General features: G+C 57.3%; 12 protein-coding genes and 2 pseudogenes. 9 read left to right on the forward strand and 5 right to left on the reverse strand.

From position 1 onward, the window contains the following. Positions 1 to 16: 16 nt before the first annotated feature. The 9 genes from AC0L7S_RS00085 (at position 17) to AC0L7S_RS00125 (ending at position 8,621) form a co-directional block, all read left to right on the forward strand. A complete protein-coding gene (locus AC0L7S_RS00085; protein WP_473472530.1) occupies positions 17 to 829 on the forward strand; it encodes an ABC transporter permease in 813 nt (270 codons plus the stop codon). Next, a complete protein-coding gene (locus tag AC0L7S_RS00090) occupies positions 826 to 1,710 on the forward strand; it encodes an ABC transporter ATP-binding protein (RefSeq protein ID WP_473472531.1) in 885 nt (294 codons plus the stop codon). The genes AC0L7S_RS00085 and AC0L7S_RS00090 overlap by 4 nt, the downstream gene beginning before the upstream one ends. After that, positions 1,703 to 2,539: an ATP-binding cassette domain-containing protein gene (locus tag AC0L7S_RS00095; RefSeq protein WP_473472532.1), complete on the forward strand. Its 837-nt coding sequence runs from the start codon at positions 1,703 to 1,705 to the stop codon at positions 2,537 to 2,539. The genes AC0L7S_RS00090 and AC0L7S_RS00095 overlap by 8 nt, the downstream gene beginning before the upstream one ends. A gap of 86 nt (positions 2,540 to 2,625) precedes the next feature. Beyond that, positions 2,626 to 3,222: a VOC family protein gene (locus AC0L7S_RS00100; protein WP_473472534.1), complete on the forward strand. Its 597-nt coding sequence runs from the start codon at positions 2,626 to 2,628 to the stop codon at positions 3,220 to 3,222. 266 nt (positions 3,223 to 3,488) lie between these two features. Then, positions 3,489 to 4,232: a GntR family transcriptional regulator gene (locus AC0L7S_RS00105; RefSeq protein ID WP_473472535.1), complete on the forward strand. Its 744-nt coding sequence runs from the start codon at positions 3,489 to 3,491 to the stop codon at positions 4,230 to 4,232. A 256-nt stretch (positions 4,233 to 4,488) separates the two neighbouring features. After that, positions 4,489 to 5,628: an aminotransferase class V-fold PLP-dependent enzyme gene (locus tag AC0L7S_RS00110; RefSeq protein ID WP_473472536.1), complete on the forward strand. Its 1,140-nt coding sequence runs from the start codon at positions 4,489 to 4,491 to the stop codon at positions 5,626 to 5,628. A 96-nt stretch (positions 5,629 to 5,724) separates the two neighbouring features. After that, positions 5,725 to 6,516 (forward strand): ABC transporter substrate-binding protein, encoded by a 792-nt coding sequence (locus tag AC0L7S_RS00115; RefSeq protein WP_473472537.1) that lies wholly within the window; start codon positions 5,725 to 5,727, stop codon positions 6,514 to 6,516. A gap of 82 nt (positions 6,517 to 6,598) precedes the next feature. Further along, positions 6,599 to 7,276, forward strand: coding sequence for an amino acid ABC transporter permease (locus AC0L7S_RS00120; RefSeq protein WP_473472538.1), 678 nt, complete (start codon positions 6,599 to 6,601; stop codon positions 7,274 to 7,276). A gap of 46 nt (positions 7,277 to 7,322) precedes the next feature. Then, positions 7,323 to 8,621 carry a cysteine desulfurase-like protein gene (locus tag AC0L7S_RS00125; RefSeq protein ID WP_473474373.1) on the forward strand — a complete coding sequence of 433 codons (1,299 nt, stop codon included), beginning with the start codon at positions 7,323 to 7,325 and terminating at the stop codon, positions 8,619 to 8,621. A 62-nt stretch (positions 8,622 to 8,683) separates the two neighbouring features. Here AC0L7S_RS00125 and doeB read toward each other — a convergent pair whose 3' ends face one another. The 5 genes and pseudogenes from doeB to eutA form a co-directional block, all read right to left on the reverse strand. After that, the gene (gene doeB / locus AC0L7S_RS00130; protein WP_473472539.1) at positions 8,684 to 9,691 is read right to left on the reverse strand and encodes a N(2)-acetyl-L-2,4-diaminobutanoate deacetylase DoeB; all 1,008 of its coding nucleotides are present in this window, start codon (positions 9,689 to 9,691) and stop codon (positions 8,684 to 8,686) included. A 7-nt stretch (positions 9,692 to 9,698) separates the two neighbouring features. Beyond that, positions 9,699 to 10,876, reverse strand: a pseudogene (gene doeA, locus AC0L7S_RS00135) (ectoine hydrolase DoeA). A 45-nt stretch (positions 10,877 to 10,921) separates the two neighbouring features. After that, a complete protein-coding gene (locus AC0L7S_RS00140; RefSeq protein ID WP_473472540.1) occupies positions 10,922 to 11,914 on the reverse strand; it encodes a cyclodeaminase in 993 nt (330 codons plus the stop codon). Then, positions 11,911 to 12,911: pseudogene (eutB, locus tag AC0L7S_RS00145) on the reverse strand (hydroxyectoine utilization dehydratase EutB). Before eutB ends, AC0L7S_RS00140 begins: the two are co-directional and overlap by 4 nt. Further along, positions 12,908 to 13,687 carry an ectoine utilization protein EutA gene (eutA, locus tag AC0L7S_RS00150; protein WP_473472541.1) on the reverse strand — a complete coding sequence of 260 codons (780 nt, stop codon included), beginning with the start codon at positions 13,685 to 13,687 and terminating at the stop codon, positions 12,908 to 12,910. The pseudogene eutB and the gene eutA overlap by 4 nt, the downstream one beginning before the upstream one ends. Positions 13,688 to 13,689: the final 2 nt, after the last annotated feature.

Raw genomic sequence — 13,689 nt, forward strand, 5'->3', positions numbered from 1 at the left:
TTGCAAAAAATCCAATTTGCGTATCTGGCTGGCCGGAGGCTGGCTGCTGGTGGCAATATTGGCGGCGATCTTCGCGCCTCTCGTAGCCCCGCATGACCCTCTGGCACAGGATTTGATGCTGGAGCGGTTGCCACCTATCTGGCTGCAAGGTGCAGAACATGGCTACTTTCTTGGCACCGACAGCCTGGGGCGCGATCTTCTCTCACGGCTGATCTATGGCGGGCGCATTGCCTTCATAGTCGCCTTTTCCGCTTCCGCCATTGCCTGTATCGTCGGCTCGGCGCTCGGTCTCGTAGCCGGCTATTTCGGCGGATGGCCCGACCGCATTGTTTCGCGGATAGTCGATATCTGGATGGCATTTCCGCCGGTGCTATTCGCCATCCTGCTGATCGCCGTTTTCGGCACCGGTCTCGGCTCGGTTATCGTCGCCATCGCCATCATCGACTGGACACGCTTTTGCCGTGTGGTGCGCGCCGAAGCGCTGTCACAGGCGCGCATGGATTATGTCGAGAATGCCCGTATTGCCGGGTTTGGCCGCGTGCGCATCATGTTGCGTGAAGTCTTGCCCAATGTCTTGCCGTCGATCGTCGCATTGCTGTCATTGGAAATGGGCATCGCGGTGATCGTCGAAGCAATCCTGTCCTTCGTTAATCTGTCAATTTCAACCGACGACCCGACATGGGGCGGCCTTATTGCCGAGGGGCGGCTGTCCATCCACCAGGCATGGTGGGTGCTGGTGTTCCCGTTGATCACGTTGTTTCTGACCGTGCTGTCCTTCAGCCAGCTCGGCGAAGGCTTGAAAACACGCCTTGACCCGGTGTTGCGATGAGCGTTGATGCCTGCCTCGAAATTTCCGGCTTGAGTGCGGTTCTCGGCAATGGAGTGCGCGTGCTGCGCGATGTCTCGCTCACGGTTGAACCGGGTGAGGTCCGCGCGCTTGTCGGTGAAAGCGGCGCGGGGAAAAGCATGATCGGCAAGGCCGTTCTTGGCGTCCTGCCAGCCAGCGTGCGGCCTGTCGGAGGGCATATTTTTCTGGAGGGCGTTGACCTCGGTACGCTGCCGCCGAAGCAACGGCGCACGCTGATCGGCGCAAAGACGGCATTGATCCCGCAAGATCCACTGACCGCGCTCAACCCGTCGCGGCGCGTCGGCCCGCAAATGACCGACCGGCTCGTGCGTATCCTTGGCTGGAGTGAGCAAGAAGCCAATGCGCGCATCCGCCAATTGCTTGACGAGGTGCAAATCCGCGATCCCGAACGCGTCGTCAGAAGCTATCCGCATGAACTTTCGGGCGGCATGCGCCAGCGGGTGCTGATCGCCGCCGCATTCGCCGCAGAGCCAAGACTGATCGTTGCCGACGAACCAACCACGGCGCTCGATGTGACCGTGCAAAAGCAAACCCTCAGACTGATCGCAGCTATGCAGCGCGAGCGCGGCACAGCCATTTTATTCGTGACGCACGATCTCGGCGTCGTCGCCAAGATCAGTCAGAAGGTGTCGGTGCTCTATGCTGGCCGGGTCGTTGAAGAAGCTGATACCGCGACCCTGTTTTCCGCACCGCGTCATGCCTATACGCGTGCCTTGATGCAAGCAACACCGCGCTATACCGATCCGCTTGCCTCCCTCAAACCGGTGGACGAATCCGTGCTGAGCGAGTTGGCGCTTGAGATCGACGCCGCCGACCATAACTGGAGCGCGATACGTGGTTGATCCCCTCTTCAACGTGCGTGGATTGAAAGTCGCATTTCCCGACATGGCGCGCAAACCGCTGCTCGGCCGCGCGCCCATGGTTCAAATCTTGAAGGGACTGGATTTCGACCTGCCGCGTCATTCCGTAACCGGCATTGTCGGCGAATCCGGCTCTGGCAAGTCGACGCTTGGACGGGCACTGGTGCGGCTCAATGAACCGAACGAAGGATCGGTCATATTCGACGGCAACGACATCACGCATCTGTCGGAGCAAACCTTGAAGCCGCTGCGCCGCGACCTGCAAATGATCTTTCAGGACCCTATGTCGTCGCTTAATCCACGCCGGACAATCGGGGCGATCATCGCCGCGCCATTGAAACAGAATGGCATTGCCGACAATCTCAAAGAGAGGGTCGCGCAAGCCCTGCACCGGGTGGGTTTGCCCGAAAATTTTGCCAAACGCTATCGCCACGAACTGTCCGGTGGCCAGCGCCAACGCGTTGGTATCGCCCGGGCGCTGGCACTGTCGCCGAAATTCGTTCTCGCCGATGAGATCGTCTCCGGCCTTGATGTCTCGACCCAGGCCCAAATTCTCACTCTGCTGGAAAAACTGGCTGAAGAGATGGGTCTGACGGTTGCCTTCATCAGCCATGATCTATCGGTGATCCGTCGTCTTTGCCGGCAAGTCATTGTCATGCGCGAAGGCGAAATTGTCGAGACCGGTCCGACCGATACGCTGTTCGCATCGCCACAGCATGCCTACACGCGCGACCTGATCGCGGCGATCCCATTGCCGGAAATCGATCCCGACTGGCTGAACGGCGACTCTTCTGCCGCGGTAGTGCCATGAGGTAACCGGGCGTATCTGAAAAAGTATGCCGGAAGCGGGACGCCGGCGTGCAACCAAGCAACAAGTCCCGAAGGAGGATGACGGGCATGAGAAATACACTCAAAAACGCCGCGTTGCTGGTGATGCTCATCGGGAGCATCGGTACGGCGTCCGCCGAATCAATGCCGGGTATGCGCGGTCACGATCATACCGGCATAACCGTTCCCGACATGAAACAAGCGGTCGATTTCTTTACCGACGTGGTCGGTTGCAAGAAGGCGATGTCGTTTGGCCCCTTTGCCGACGACAAGGGTACCTTCATGCAGGATGTGCTGGGTGTCGACCCGAAGGCGGTGATCGAACAGATTACCATGATCCGTTGCGGGGTCGGCTCCAACATTGAACTTTTCAAATATAGCGCGCCTGACCAGAAAGTCGTCAAAGCCCGCAACAGCGACATAGGTGGCTTCCATATCGCCTTTTATGTGGATGATGTGGCCGCTGCCAAAGCCTATCTCGACGGCAAGGGCATCGAGACCCGTATGGGGCCGATCCCGGTGGAAGAGGGGCCGGCAGCGGGCCAGACCATCTTATATTTTCAGGCACCTTGGGGGTTGCAACTCGAAGCGATCAGCTATCCAAACGGTATGGCTTACGAGAAAGACGCCGATACTGTGCTGTGGAGTCCGAAGGACGGCAAATAGCCGATTGATCCTGCCGTTGCGATAGGCCTCTCTTGTCGCTGCGGCAGATCTGCCAAAAAGCATGGGAATGTGATTGCACATCTCCCGATCAATGATCCTTGCGCTTCAGACAACATGAATGAAGCGTATCGGTCCAACCCGTGTGAGGCAGAGAAAAGCCGCCGACGCGGGTTGCTTGGTCTTTCTTCCAATGTATGATCAGATGATCAAATGGTTCCGGCAGGCGGAGTCGATGCGCGCTCCGATCTCTCATATTCGGAGTTGCAATGGAAGCGAGACTGATTTTGGGTATGGGATTTGAACCGGTGTCGGGCCGGACCACCGTTCAGGACGGCGTTTACCAGCAACTTCGCCATGCCTTGATGATTGGCAGTTTCGATCCTGGGCAAACGCTGACGATTTCATCACTGGCAGAAGCATTCGGCACGAGCAATATGCCGGTACGCGAAGCGTTGCGCCGGCTTGCTGCCGAGAACGCGCTGGAGATTTCACAGAACGGATCGGCCTGTGTGCCCATCGTTACCCGCGCGCGACTGGATGATCTGTGCCGAGCCCGCGTTGCTGTCGAGAAGGTGGCAACCGAACTGGGCGCGCCACGCCTGAGTGCTATCGATATTGCCGCATTGCAGCAGATTACTGACGAACAGCAGATGATCGGGCGCAACGACAGCATCTACGAACTGATCGCCAAGAACCAGCAATTTCACTTTACCATCTATCGTGCTTCCGGGTCCGACGTATTGTTCCAACTCATCGAGACGCTATGGTTGCGCTTCGGCCCCTATATGCGCCTTCTTTCCAATCACGTCGCGCCTTCCATGCAGGCAGGCACAATGGAGCCTTCGGGACGCCATATCGCCATCATCGCCGCGCTCAAGGATCGCGATTTCGCTCGCGCCTGCGATGAAGTGGTCGCAGATATTAGAACGACGCAAGACACGTTGCGCGTGCTCTGCCCTGACGTGCCCGAACCCAAATCGATCAAATTTTCGGCGTTCAGCAAAGCGTAATTTTCGCTTGTCACTTCGCAATCATTAAGAGCAGTTCAGTTTCGATTGAATCAGCAAACCGCTCTAAGTATTTGCTTTCATGCTATTCTGGGCGGAATGCCGCTGCGTGATTTTCCTGCAATTGCTTTCCGGCACTGTTTGGCAATCAGAACGCACATACGATCTTTGATACCTCATCATAGAATCTATCCACATCATGCCGGTTGATCTCTACACTGTTTTGTGATCACATGATCACAGATATCAGGAATGTGGCATGTCAGGTTACTTTCTCTATCATTCAATTGGTACGTTTCCGGCCAAAGCCGAGCGCATGGCCGCAGCCCTGACCGAGTTCTCCGCGATCTGGTCGGCACAAGACGATGGCCAATGGCCTGCTGCACTCGCCGCGCGTCAGAAATTCATAGATAGCTGGAGTGTTTTGATCGACGCACCGAAGGGCTCGCTCACGACGGCCGAAAACGTGACCGGTGCGCTTTACAGCTTGATAGGCGGTTTGCCCCGCGAGCGGCTGGTGGGAAAGCGCTTGCTTGTTGCCGCCGATTGTTTTCCGAGCCTTCATTTCCTGCTTGCCGGCCTTGCCGACCGCTTCGGGTTCGTGCTCGATACTGTGCCGCTACGCGCAGGTGAGAGCTGGGTGCGTGACGAAGATTTTCTGGCGCGCTGGCACGACGATGTCGGCCTTGCCCTGTTGACCTTTGTCACGTCTACAGCTTCTCATCGCTGCGATGTGGCACGACTTGCGGAGCATGGCCGCAAGATGGGTTCGCTCATTGGCGTTGACATCACACAAGGGGTTGGCGTTGCACCCTTCTCCGTTTCTTCCATACCCGTCGATTTTGTCGTCTCCACATCGCTGAAATGGCTGTGCGGCACATCGGGTGCCGGTATTTTGCAGGTGACGCCAGATTTACTGAAGGCATGCAGGCCGGAACTACGTGGCTGGTTCAGCCAGCCAAATCCGTTCTCGTGGGATATTGAGCGCTTCGCCTACGCTTCGGATGCGCGCCGTTTCGACCATGGCACGCCAGCCATTCTGGCGAGCATCGCCTCCCAACCCGGACTCGAATGGGTCCTGCAAACCGGCGTCGACGCCATCGCCGCCCGCAACGCGGCCATGTGCGAAGTGATTATCGACCACGCGCTGGAAAACGGCTGGAGCGTAAGCTCGCCATTGAATGCCGGTGAGCGCGGTGGCAGCGTGATGCTGAATTTGCCACAAGGCATAGACCCTGCCGCGACAGTGGCGGCTTTGCGCGCCAAGCGCCTTTTCTGCGATGCGCGCGGGGCGACACTTCGGTTATCGCCGGGTCCGGTGACCGACGAGCAATCCATCGAAGCGCTCCTTTCCAATCTTGAGGGGCTATTTGGCGTGGAGGAGCGCCGAGCTTCTTAACAACAGGCTTCGCCTCGCCTGCAGCCCAAGGGAACGGGCTGAAAGAGGTGAACATGAACGACACCACATCGAGCAGCTGAACCACAGGGAGAGAACATGTTAAAACGTCTGGGACTGATTGGCGTCATGATCGCCGCAAGTGTCACCTTCGCCGCGCCTGCCTTTGCTGACACAATCACGGTCGGGGCTTATCCGGCCAACCCGCCATGGGAATACAAAACCGACTCAGGTGGTTTCGAGGGCTTCGAAATCGACGTCGCCACTGATGTCGCCAAGCGCATCGGCGCGGATGTCAAATTCCAGGATCTCGGTTTCCAAGCGCTATTTGCAGCGACGGCGTCAGGGCGCATCGACTTCGCCGTCTCGTCGATCTCGATCACCAATGAACGCCTGCAGAACCAGGCTTTCACGCAGCCATATTATGACAGCGACGGTACCATCGTCGGCAAGACGGATTCCACTATCAAGACCCTTGATGACCTCAAGGGCAAGACGGTCGGCGTCATCGCCGGTTCAACTGGCGACGCATATATGAAAGCCAATGCCGAGAAGCTCGGCGTCGCCGATGTCAAAAGCTACAACGCCCAGCAGGATTTGCTGCTCGACGTCCAGAATGGCCGCGTTGATGGTGGAGCCGGTGAACTGGCCGGATTCCAATATGCCATCAAGCAAATGCCGGCGTTGAAAATCCTGGTGCGCATTCCGACCGGCGAACGCTTTGCCATGATGACCAAGAAGGGTCACCCGATGCTGGAAAAGGTCAACGACGCCATCACCGCAATGAAGAAGGATGGAACAATGGCCGCAATCCACAAGAAGTGGTTCGGCGTCGATCCGGAAGCCAGCACCTCAACGGTCATGCCTGGGCCGATACCACAGGCGCAGTAAGACCACGCGGGTGTCGACCTGCCAGCGCGGGCCGACACCCTTCCCCCATCCCCGTTAGACAGCTCCTGCCGAGGCCTCGCCCATGGAACTGATTGATACGTTCTTCAACTGGTCAGTTCTTGTGCGGTCGTTTCCGATCCTCATCCGCGGGCTTGGCAACACCATTATGCTCGGATGCGCAGCTATCGTCTTCGGAACGCTGGCTGGTTTGGCAATCTGCCTTGTCCGGCTCTATGCACCCAAGCCGCTAAGACGCCTCGCCACCGCCTATATCGATATTTTCCGCGCGCTGCCGATCCTTGTCGTGCTGATCCTGATCTATTATGCGCTGCCGTTCGTCGGCATCAGTTTCTCATCTTTCACCTCGGCGGCGCTGGCACTTTCACTGGTTCTGGCCGCATTTACAGCCGAAGTCTGCCGCGCTGGCATCGAGAATATTCCCAAAGGCCAGTTCGAAGCGGCGGCAACACTCGGCCTGCCCTTCTGGATTGCCATGCGCAAAGTCATCCTGCCACAGGCGATCCGGGTCGTTATTCCACCACTCACCAGCAATTGCGTGTCGGTCTTCAAGGATACCGCGCTCGCCTCGGTCGTCGCCATGCCCGACCTTTTGAAACAGGCAACCGACGCGCAGGCGATGATGGCCAATCCGACACCGCTCATCGGCGCGGCGATCATCTATCTCGTCATTCTTTGGCCGCTGGTGCGTCTGGTCGGCTACCTCGAAGACCGCAGCAAGAAGCAACTGGGCGCGCATTGACGCCCCGTCAATCCAATATGATTGAACTGAAATGAAGGAACCATCCGTGAACCAGCACCAGCCCCCCAAGACGCAAGACGCGACCACCACTCCATTCCCGGTCGGCGCCATCCGTTCAATGTTTCCGGCGCTGCAGCAGGCCGGCGACTTCATTTTCATGGACAATGCCGCCGGTGCGCAGATCCCCCAAAGCGTGCTCGACACAGTCACCCGCCATCTGGTCAGCCACAATGTGCAGCGCGGTGGCCGTTATGGTCGCAGCGTTGCGGTTGACAAGGCCATCGATGACGCACGCGAAAGCGTGGCGTTGTTGATCAACGCCTACGACCCTGCCGAAATCTGTTTCGGCATGAACGCCACCTCCTTCATCCGCCTGGTCAGCCTCGGTATCGGGCAGATGATTTCCGACCAACCTCAAGGCGGTCGCAACGAGATCATCATCACCGACATGGACCACGACGCGAACATCGCGACGTGGCTGGCGCTGGAATCCAGCGGTGCCACCTTCAAATGGTGGCGCATGCGTGAAGACGGAAACCTGCACACCGACGATCTTAAGCCGCTTATCTCAGAGCGCACGCGTCTCGTTGCCTGCACGGTAACAGCCCATTCGATCGGCTCTATTGTCGACGTCGCCTCGGTGGCCAAAATCGCCCATGCGGCGGGAGCCGAGGTCTTTCTCGACAGCGTACATTACGGCCCACACAGCTTGATCGATGTGCAAGCCTGGGATTGCGACTATCTCGTCTGTTCCGGATACAAGAACTTTTCACCGCATATGGGCTTCCTATGGGGGCGATTTGAAACGCTGAAGCTATTGCCCACCTTCAAGGAAGATTTCATCCCCAACGAGCCGCCGCACAAAGTCGAGGCCGGTACCTTCATCTACGAAAACGTCGCTGGCATGGACGCTGCAGTTCAATATCTGGAATTGATCGGCCGCAATCTGGCACCTGCGAACAACCGATCACGTCGCGACAATATCGTTTCGGGCATGGCGGCGATCCGTGCCTACGAACTTGATCTGGCTCGCGCCATGCTGAAGGTTTTGAAGGACTGCGGTGCCACCATCTATGGTGTTTGCGATGAGGCCCGTATCACTGAACGCGTACCGACGTTCTGCTTCAACATCCCTAACCTGTCGCCAAAAATGATCGTGGAAGAGATGGCGGAACGTCAGATCGGTATCCGTGATGGTCATATGTACGCGCCGCGACTGATGAAACGGCTGAACCTCAGCATGGATAGCGGTGCCGTCCGCGCTTCGCTGGTGCACTACAATACGCTGGAAGAGGTTCAGCTTTTCGGCGACGCGCTACGTGAGATCATCGCCAACGCGACATGATTGTCCGCGCACCAAATCCACCCGGAAATTTCAGGAAAGGTGCGCGGCGATTTATCACGACGTCAGCCAACCTCTACGGCGAGCACGGCGACGCAATCGCCGCCCTTGACCAATCCTGGAAAATGCCGCGCGGTCAAGATGCCTGACATTTTTGCCCTGATTTCGTGAGGGGTGATACCCGTACGGTCGATGGAATGAACGCGTGCCAGCACAGCGTCTTTTTCAATGAAATCGCCAAGATCGATCATCGTCTCGATCATTCCATCAACCTCGGCAAACGAAAAGCAATCGCCGGATGGCATATCGAGCCAACGTGTCGAAATCTTTTCGACCGAACCTGAAACGATGCCCGCATGGCGCAAGACATTGAGGACGCCGCGCCTTGCAATTCGTACGGTCTCGGCGCGAGACGTCCCGCCGCCGCCGAGTTCAGTGGTCACGAAAACCTTCCCCATCTCCTCGGCAGCAGTATCGTACATGCCAACGGCGTCGATCTCGATCATGCGCGTTGAAAATGGTGCGGAGAACGCCTCAACTGCGGCAAAAGCCTGTTTCTCAAGCGCCTTGTCTGCCAACATATGGGCGGCGCAAAACGGCAGGAAATCGAGGGTCTTTCCGCCCGAATGAAAGTCCAGAACAATATCTGCACGCGTCAGCAGTTCGCGTTGGAAATAGTCGGCAATCTTTTCCGTTACCGTCCCATCCGGGCGACCTGGAAAACTGCGGTTCATATTTCCCTTGTCGATCGGCGAGGTGCGTGTGCCGCTGCGAAATGCCGGGTAGTTCATCGCCGGAACGATGATAACGGTGCCGTTGACCGCGTTGAGGTCAAGCGTCCGCGCCAATTCATACAGAGCCAGCGGCCCCTCATATTCATCACCGTGATTGCCGCCAGTGAGCAGCGCCGTTGGCCCTGTGCCATTGCTGATCACAGCAATGGGGATCATCAGGGAACCCCATGCCGAATCGTCACGACTATAGGGGAGGCGCAGATGCCCATGCTGGATACCTGAACCGTCTAAATCAACGGTCGGCACGACTGGTGAAGAACGATTTTTGCTATCTGACATTTGCACCTCAATTCTTCACGATCAGCTTGCGAGGCACATCGGCAAGGCATTCAACCCCGGTATCGGTGATGAGAATGGACTCAGTTATTTCGAGCCCCATCGTTTCCAGCCACAGGCCGGTCATAAAATGGAATGTCATACCGGGCTTCAACTCGGTGCGATCACCGGGGCGCAAACTCATCGTGCGCTCGCCCCAATCGGGCGGATAGCTGAGACCTATCGGATAGCCGGTGCGATTGTCCTTGATGATGCCGTGTTTCTTCAACACGGCAAAGAAGGCGTTCGCGATATCTTCGCAGCTATTACCGGGTTTGGCAGCAGCCAACCCGGCTTCCATACCTTCCAGCGTAGCTTTTTCCGCATCTATGAACGCTTGCGTGGGCTTGCCGAGAAAAACGGTACGTGAAAGCGGGCAATGATAGCGGTTGTAGCAACCGGCAATCTCAAAGAACGTACCTTCGCCTGCCTTCATGGGCTTGTCATCCCATGTAAGATGCGGCGCGGATGCGTCAGCCCCCGAGGGCAGCAGCGGAACGATTGCTGGATAGTCGCCGCCGATGCCATCGACGCCGCGCGTGCCGGCATCAAAAATTTCGGCAACAAGGTCGCATTTCCTCATTCCAACTTCGATCTTGTCGACAATGCGGGCGTGCATGGCTTCCACGATGCGGGCAGCCTTGCGCATATAGTCGATTTCGGTTGGGCTTTTTACCGCGCGTTGCCAATTGACCAGCGCGGTAGCATCGACGAAGCGCGCATTGGGCAGGTGTTTTTGCAATGCAGCAAAGGCAGCAGCAGAAAACCAGTAATTGTCCATCTCGACGCCGATGGTCAATTTATCCCAACGGCGCTCACCAAGCACCTGAGCGAGAAAATCCATGGGGTGGCGCTCGACCGACTGTACGTAATTATCGGCATAGCCGACGATATTGTCGTGTGAGAGATAGCTGGTGCGCTTTGCACCGTTGGCGTCCTGCCCGCGACCATACCAAACGGGCTCACCAAGCGGAGGAACTATCACGGCCTGATGCACATAAAATGACCAACCATCATAACCCGTCAGCCAAGCCATGTTGGACGGATCGCTGACGATCAGCAGATCAATATTTCTTTTTCCATAGCCATGCGCGTCTTGACGAGGCGCTCGGCATATTCCTCACGCGAAAATTTAAGGTTCGGCTGCATTTTCTTCCAAGTCCTCGTCAAATCGGTCTAAAGGCCGATGTGCATCTAATTTTCAAAAATGGCTCCGGCATTCATTTCTTGTGCCCGATCACGAGCCAAAGCGGCGATAGCCGTGTCCTGCACCCCTGTGCCGGTAAGGTCCGCGATGGTGATGTCTCTGGCTGATCGGCGTCCTTGTCGCTCACCTGAAATGATCTGACCGAGTTCGGTGACTTCCGCGCTGGCACTCATCGCGCCTGCGGCAATCGCGTGGTGTAGTTCGCCAAGACGCCGGGTCTGGCTGGCACTGTCGGCAACATAGATATTGGCTGCGCCAAGAACTTCAGGCGCGATCTCGTTCTTGTGTTCTGCATCCGAGCCCATCGCCGTGATGTGCTGGCCCGAGGTTACGAAACCAGCATTGACCAATGGCGCTTGCGCAGGCGTTGTGGTCACAATCACATCAGAACCGGCAATTGCCTTGGCGGGATCTGCCTCGGAGCGCACGACAATACCCAGCTTTTCACGCAAACTGCCCGCAAGAACTTCAGCCTTGGTTGTATCGCGCGCCCAAATGCGAACCTCGGCGATGGGCCGAACCAGAGTGAGCGCCTCCAGTTGCAAGCGCGCCTGAACACCTGCACCAAAGATCGTTGCAACCGAGGCATTTGGACGAGCCAGATATTTCGCTGCGACTGCTCCCGCTGCCGCTGTGCGAACATCGGTAAGGTAGCCATTGTCGAGCAGCAGGGCTTCGATCAAACCGGTATGGGCCGAGAGCACGACCATCATGCCATTGACGCTCGGTAAACCGAGCTTCGGGTTGTCGAAAAACCCCGGGCTTATCTTGATCGCGAAGCTGTCGATGCCCGGCACATAGGCTGTCTTGACGTCGACTTCACCGTGATATTGGGGAATGTCCAGACGCAGAATCGGCGGCATCGCGACAGGCAGGGTTGCAAGAGCTTGAAAGGCACGTTCAACGCAAGCGACAGCATCGAGGTCGAGCTTGACGATCTTGCGCAATTCGATTTCGGTGAGGATCGTCATTCGGCTCATGCCGCGCGCTCCTTACCCGATGCAATCTCACCACATATGATCGCCCGGTGCTGCTCCATGTCGATATTGCAGCCCGACAAAATGGCGACTACCGTGTCGGCCGGTTTCACCTTTCCAGCCAACAGCGCAGCAATTCCCACCGCGCCCGCGCCTTCGATGATTTCACGTTCCTTCGCATAGGCATGGCGAATACCAGCAGCGATCTCATCCTCGTCGAGCAAGATCACCTCGTCGAGCAAATTGCGGCACATGGCAAAGGTCAGTTGGTTGTCGAGACCGATGCCACCGCCGAGTGAATCAGCAAGTGTCGGTAATTCTTCCACCAGAACCGGATGACCAGCGTCGAGGCTTGCCTTCATGGCGGCACCGCGCGTCATGGAAATGCCGATCACTCTCGTTTCTGGCCTGATCCCCTTGACGGCAGCAGCAACACCAGCAGCCAAGCCACCCCCGAAAGCGGCACCAACACCACATCCGGTTCGGGCACCTGCTCCATGATTTCCAACCCGAGGGTTCCCTGCCCTGCAATGACTGCGGCATGGTCGAAGGGCGGCACCATGATCAGCCCTTCCTCATCTATGAGGCGCTGTACTTCTTCTTGCGCATCGTCCTGGCTCTTTCCAACAATGCGCGTTTCGCCACCAAGGCGGCGAATTTCGTCGACCTTGTTTTCAGGCACGAGTTGCGACATGCAAATTATTGCGCGTATGCCCTCAAGCTTGGCTGCATGGGCAAGTGCACGCCCATGATTGCCAGTCGAAACCGCGACCACGCCGCGCTTCCTCTGCTCATCTGTCAGCGAGGCAATCGCGTTTGATGCGCCGCGCAGCTTGAAACTACCGGTGCTCTGGCGATGCTCAAACTTGAGATGAACGGATACGCCAAGCTTGCTGGAAAGGCTCGCAGAAGTGACGATTGGCGTACGCTCGATCATGCCCTCGATCAGCGTGCGCGCAGAGGTGATCTCATCAAGTGACACGGAGGCCATGGCCGTCATTTCCCCGGCAATGGCAGCGTCATCAGGCTACCATATTCAGGGCGGGACAGGTCGTCGCCACACAGCCGCAAGCAATTCCACGCTGTTGCCTGATTGCTGGTCATGACGGGACGGCCAGTCGCTTCCTCCATACCAACGACGGCGAGCGCCGAACGCAAGGCCGTGCAGGAGACAAACAGCGCATCGGCTTGCTCATCAATTGCCTCCCGGGCAAGCTCGACGAGCGATGCTGGCGAAATTCGCGCCATTTCACGATCATCTTCGAAACCGAGGCAGGTGAAACTCACCACATCGAAACCGCGTTCGACGAAATAGGCACCCATTGAGCGACTGGTCTCGACTGTGTAAGGCGTCAGAATACTTATTTTCCTGGCACCGTGCGCTTGCAGAGCGCGTAATGCCGCCATTGTTGGCGTCACTACCGGCACGCCAGGCTTGGCAGCCTGGATCGCCGCTTCGATCTCACTGTCGCCGATAACCACCGATGCCGAAGTGCAGGAATAACAAATGGCATCGAGTGGCTCGTCAGGCAAAATGAGCGACGCTCCTGCGGTCAAAGCCGGCTGCATTTTCCGAAGATTTTCAGGCGTCGTAGGATTGGCATAGTGGATGCGGGCGACATAGACGCCAATATTGCGGCTAGCCACCATGCGCTGAAAATCCGGTTCGCTGGTATGATCGGTTGCCAAAACGATCAGGCCGACGCGTTTTTCCAGCGGCCGAACGTCAAGCGTCGGTCGTGTCGGTCTCAGTATGATTTCGGGAAGCGGCTTCATGC

It is taken from the genome of Mesorhizobium sp. G2-6-1, from assembly GCF_055809095.1.

What these genes read in the sequence shown, in the direction of transcription:
- AC0L7S_RS00090 (WP_473472531.1), top strand. Translation starts at nt 826, where the DNA reads ATGAGCGTTGATGCCTGCCTCGAAATTTCCGGCTTGAGTGCGGTTCTC.
- AC0L7S_RS00100 (WP_473472534.1), top strand. Translation starts at nt 2,626, where the DNA reads ATGAGAAATACACTCAAAAACGCCGCGTTGCTGGTGATGCTCATCGGG.
- AC0L7S_RS00105 (WP_473472535.1), top strand. Translation starts at nt 3,489, where the DNA reads ATGGAAGCGAGACTGATTTTGGGTATGGGATTTGAACCGGTGTCGGGC.
- AC0L7S_RS00110 (WP_473472536.1), top strand. Translation starts at nt 4,489, where the DNA reads ATGTCAGGTTACTTTCTCTATCATTCAATTGGTACGTTTCCGGCCAAA.
- AC0L7S_RS00115 (WP_473472537.1), top strand. Translation starts at nt 5,725, where the DNA reads ATGTTAAAACGTCTGGGACTGATTGGCGTCATGATCGCCGCAAGTGTC.
- AC0L7S_RS00120 (WP_473472538.1), top strand. Translation starts at nt 6,599, where the DNA reads ATGGAACTGATTGATACGTTCTTCAACTGGTCAGTTCTTGTGCGGTCG.
- doeB (WP_473472539.1), bottom strand. Translation starts at nt 9,691, where the DNA reads ATGTCAGATAGCAAAAATCGTTCTTCACCAGTCGTGCCGACCGTTGAT.
- AC0L7S_RS00140 (WP_473472540.1), bottom strand. Translation starts at nt 11,914, where the DNA reads ATGAGCCGAATGACGATCCTCACCGAAATCGAATTGCGCAAGATCGTC.
- eutA (WP_473472541.1), bottom strand. Translation starts at nt 13,687, where the DNA reads ATGAAGCCGCTTCCCGAAATCATACTGAGACCGACACGACCGACGCTT.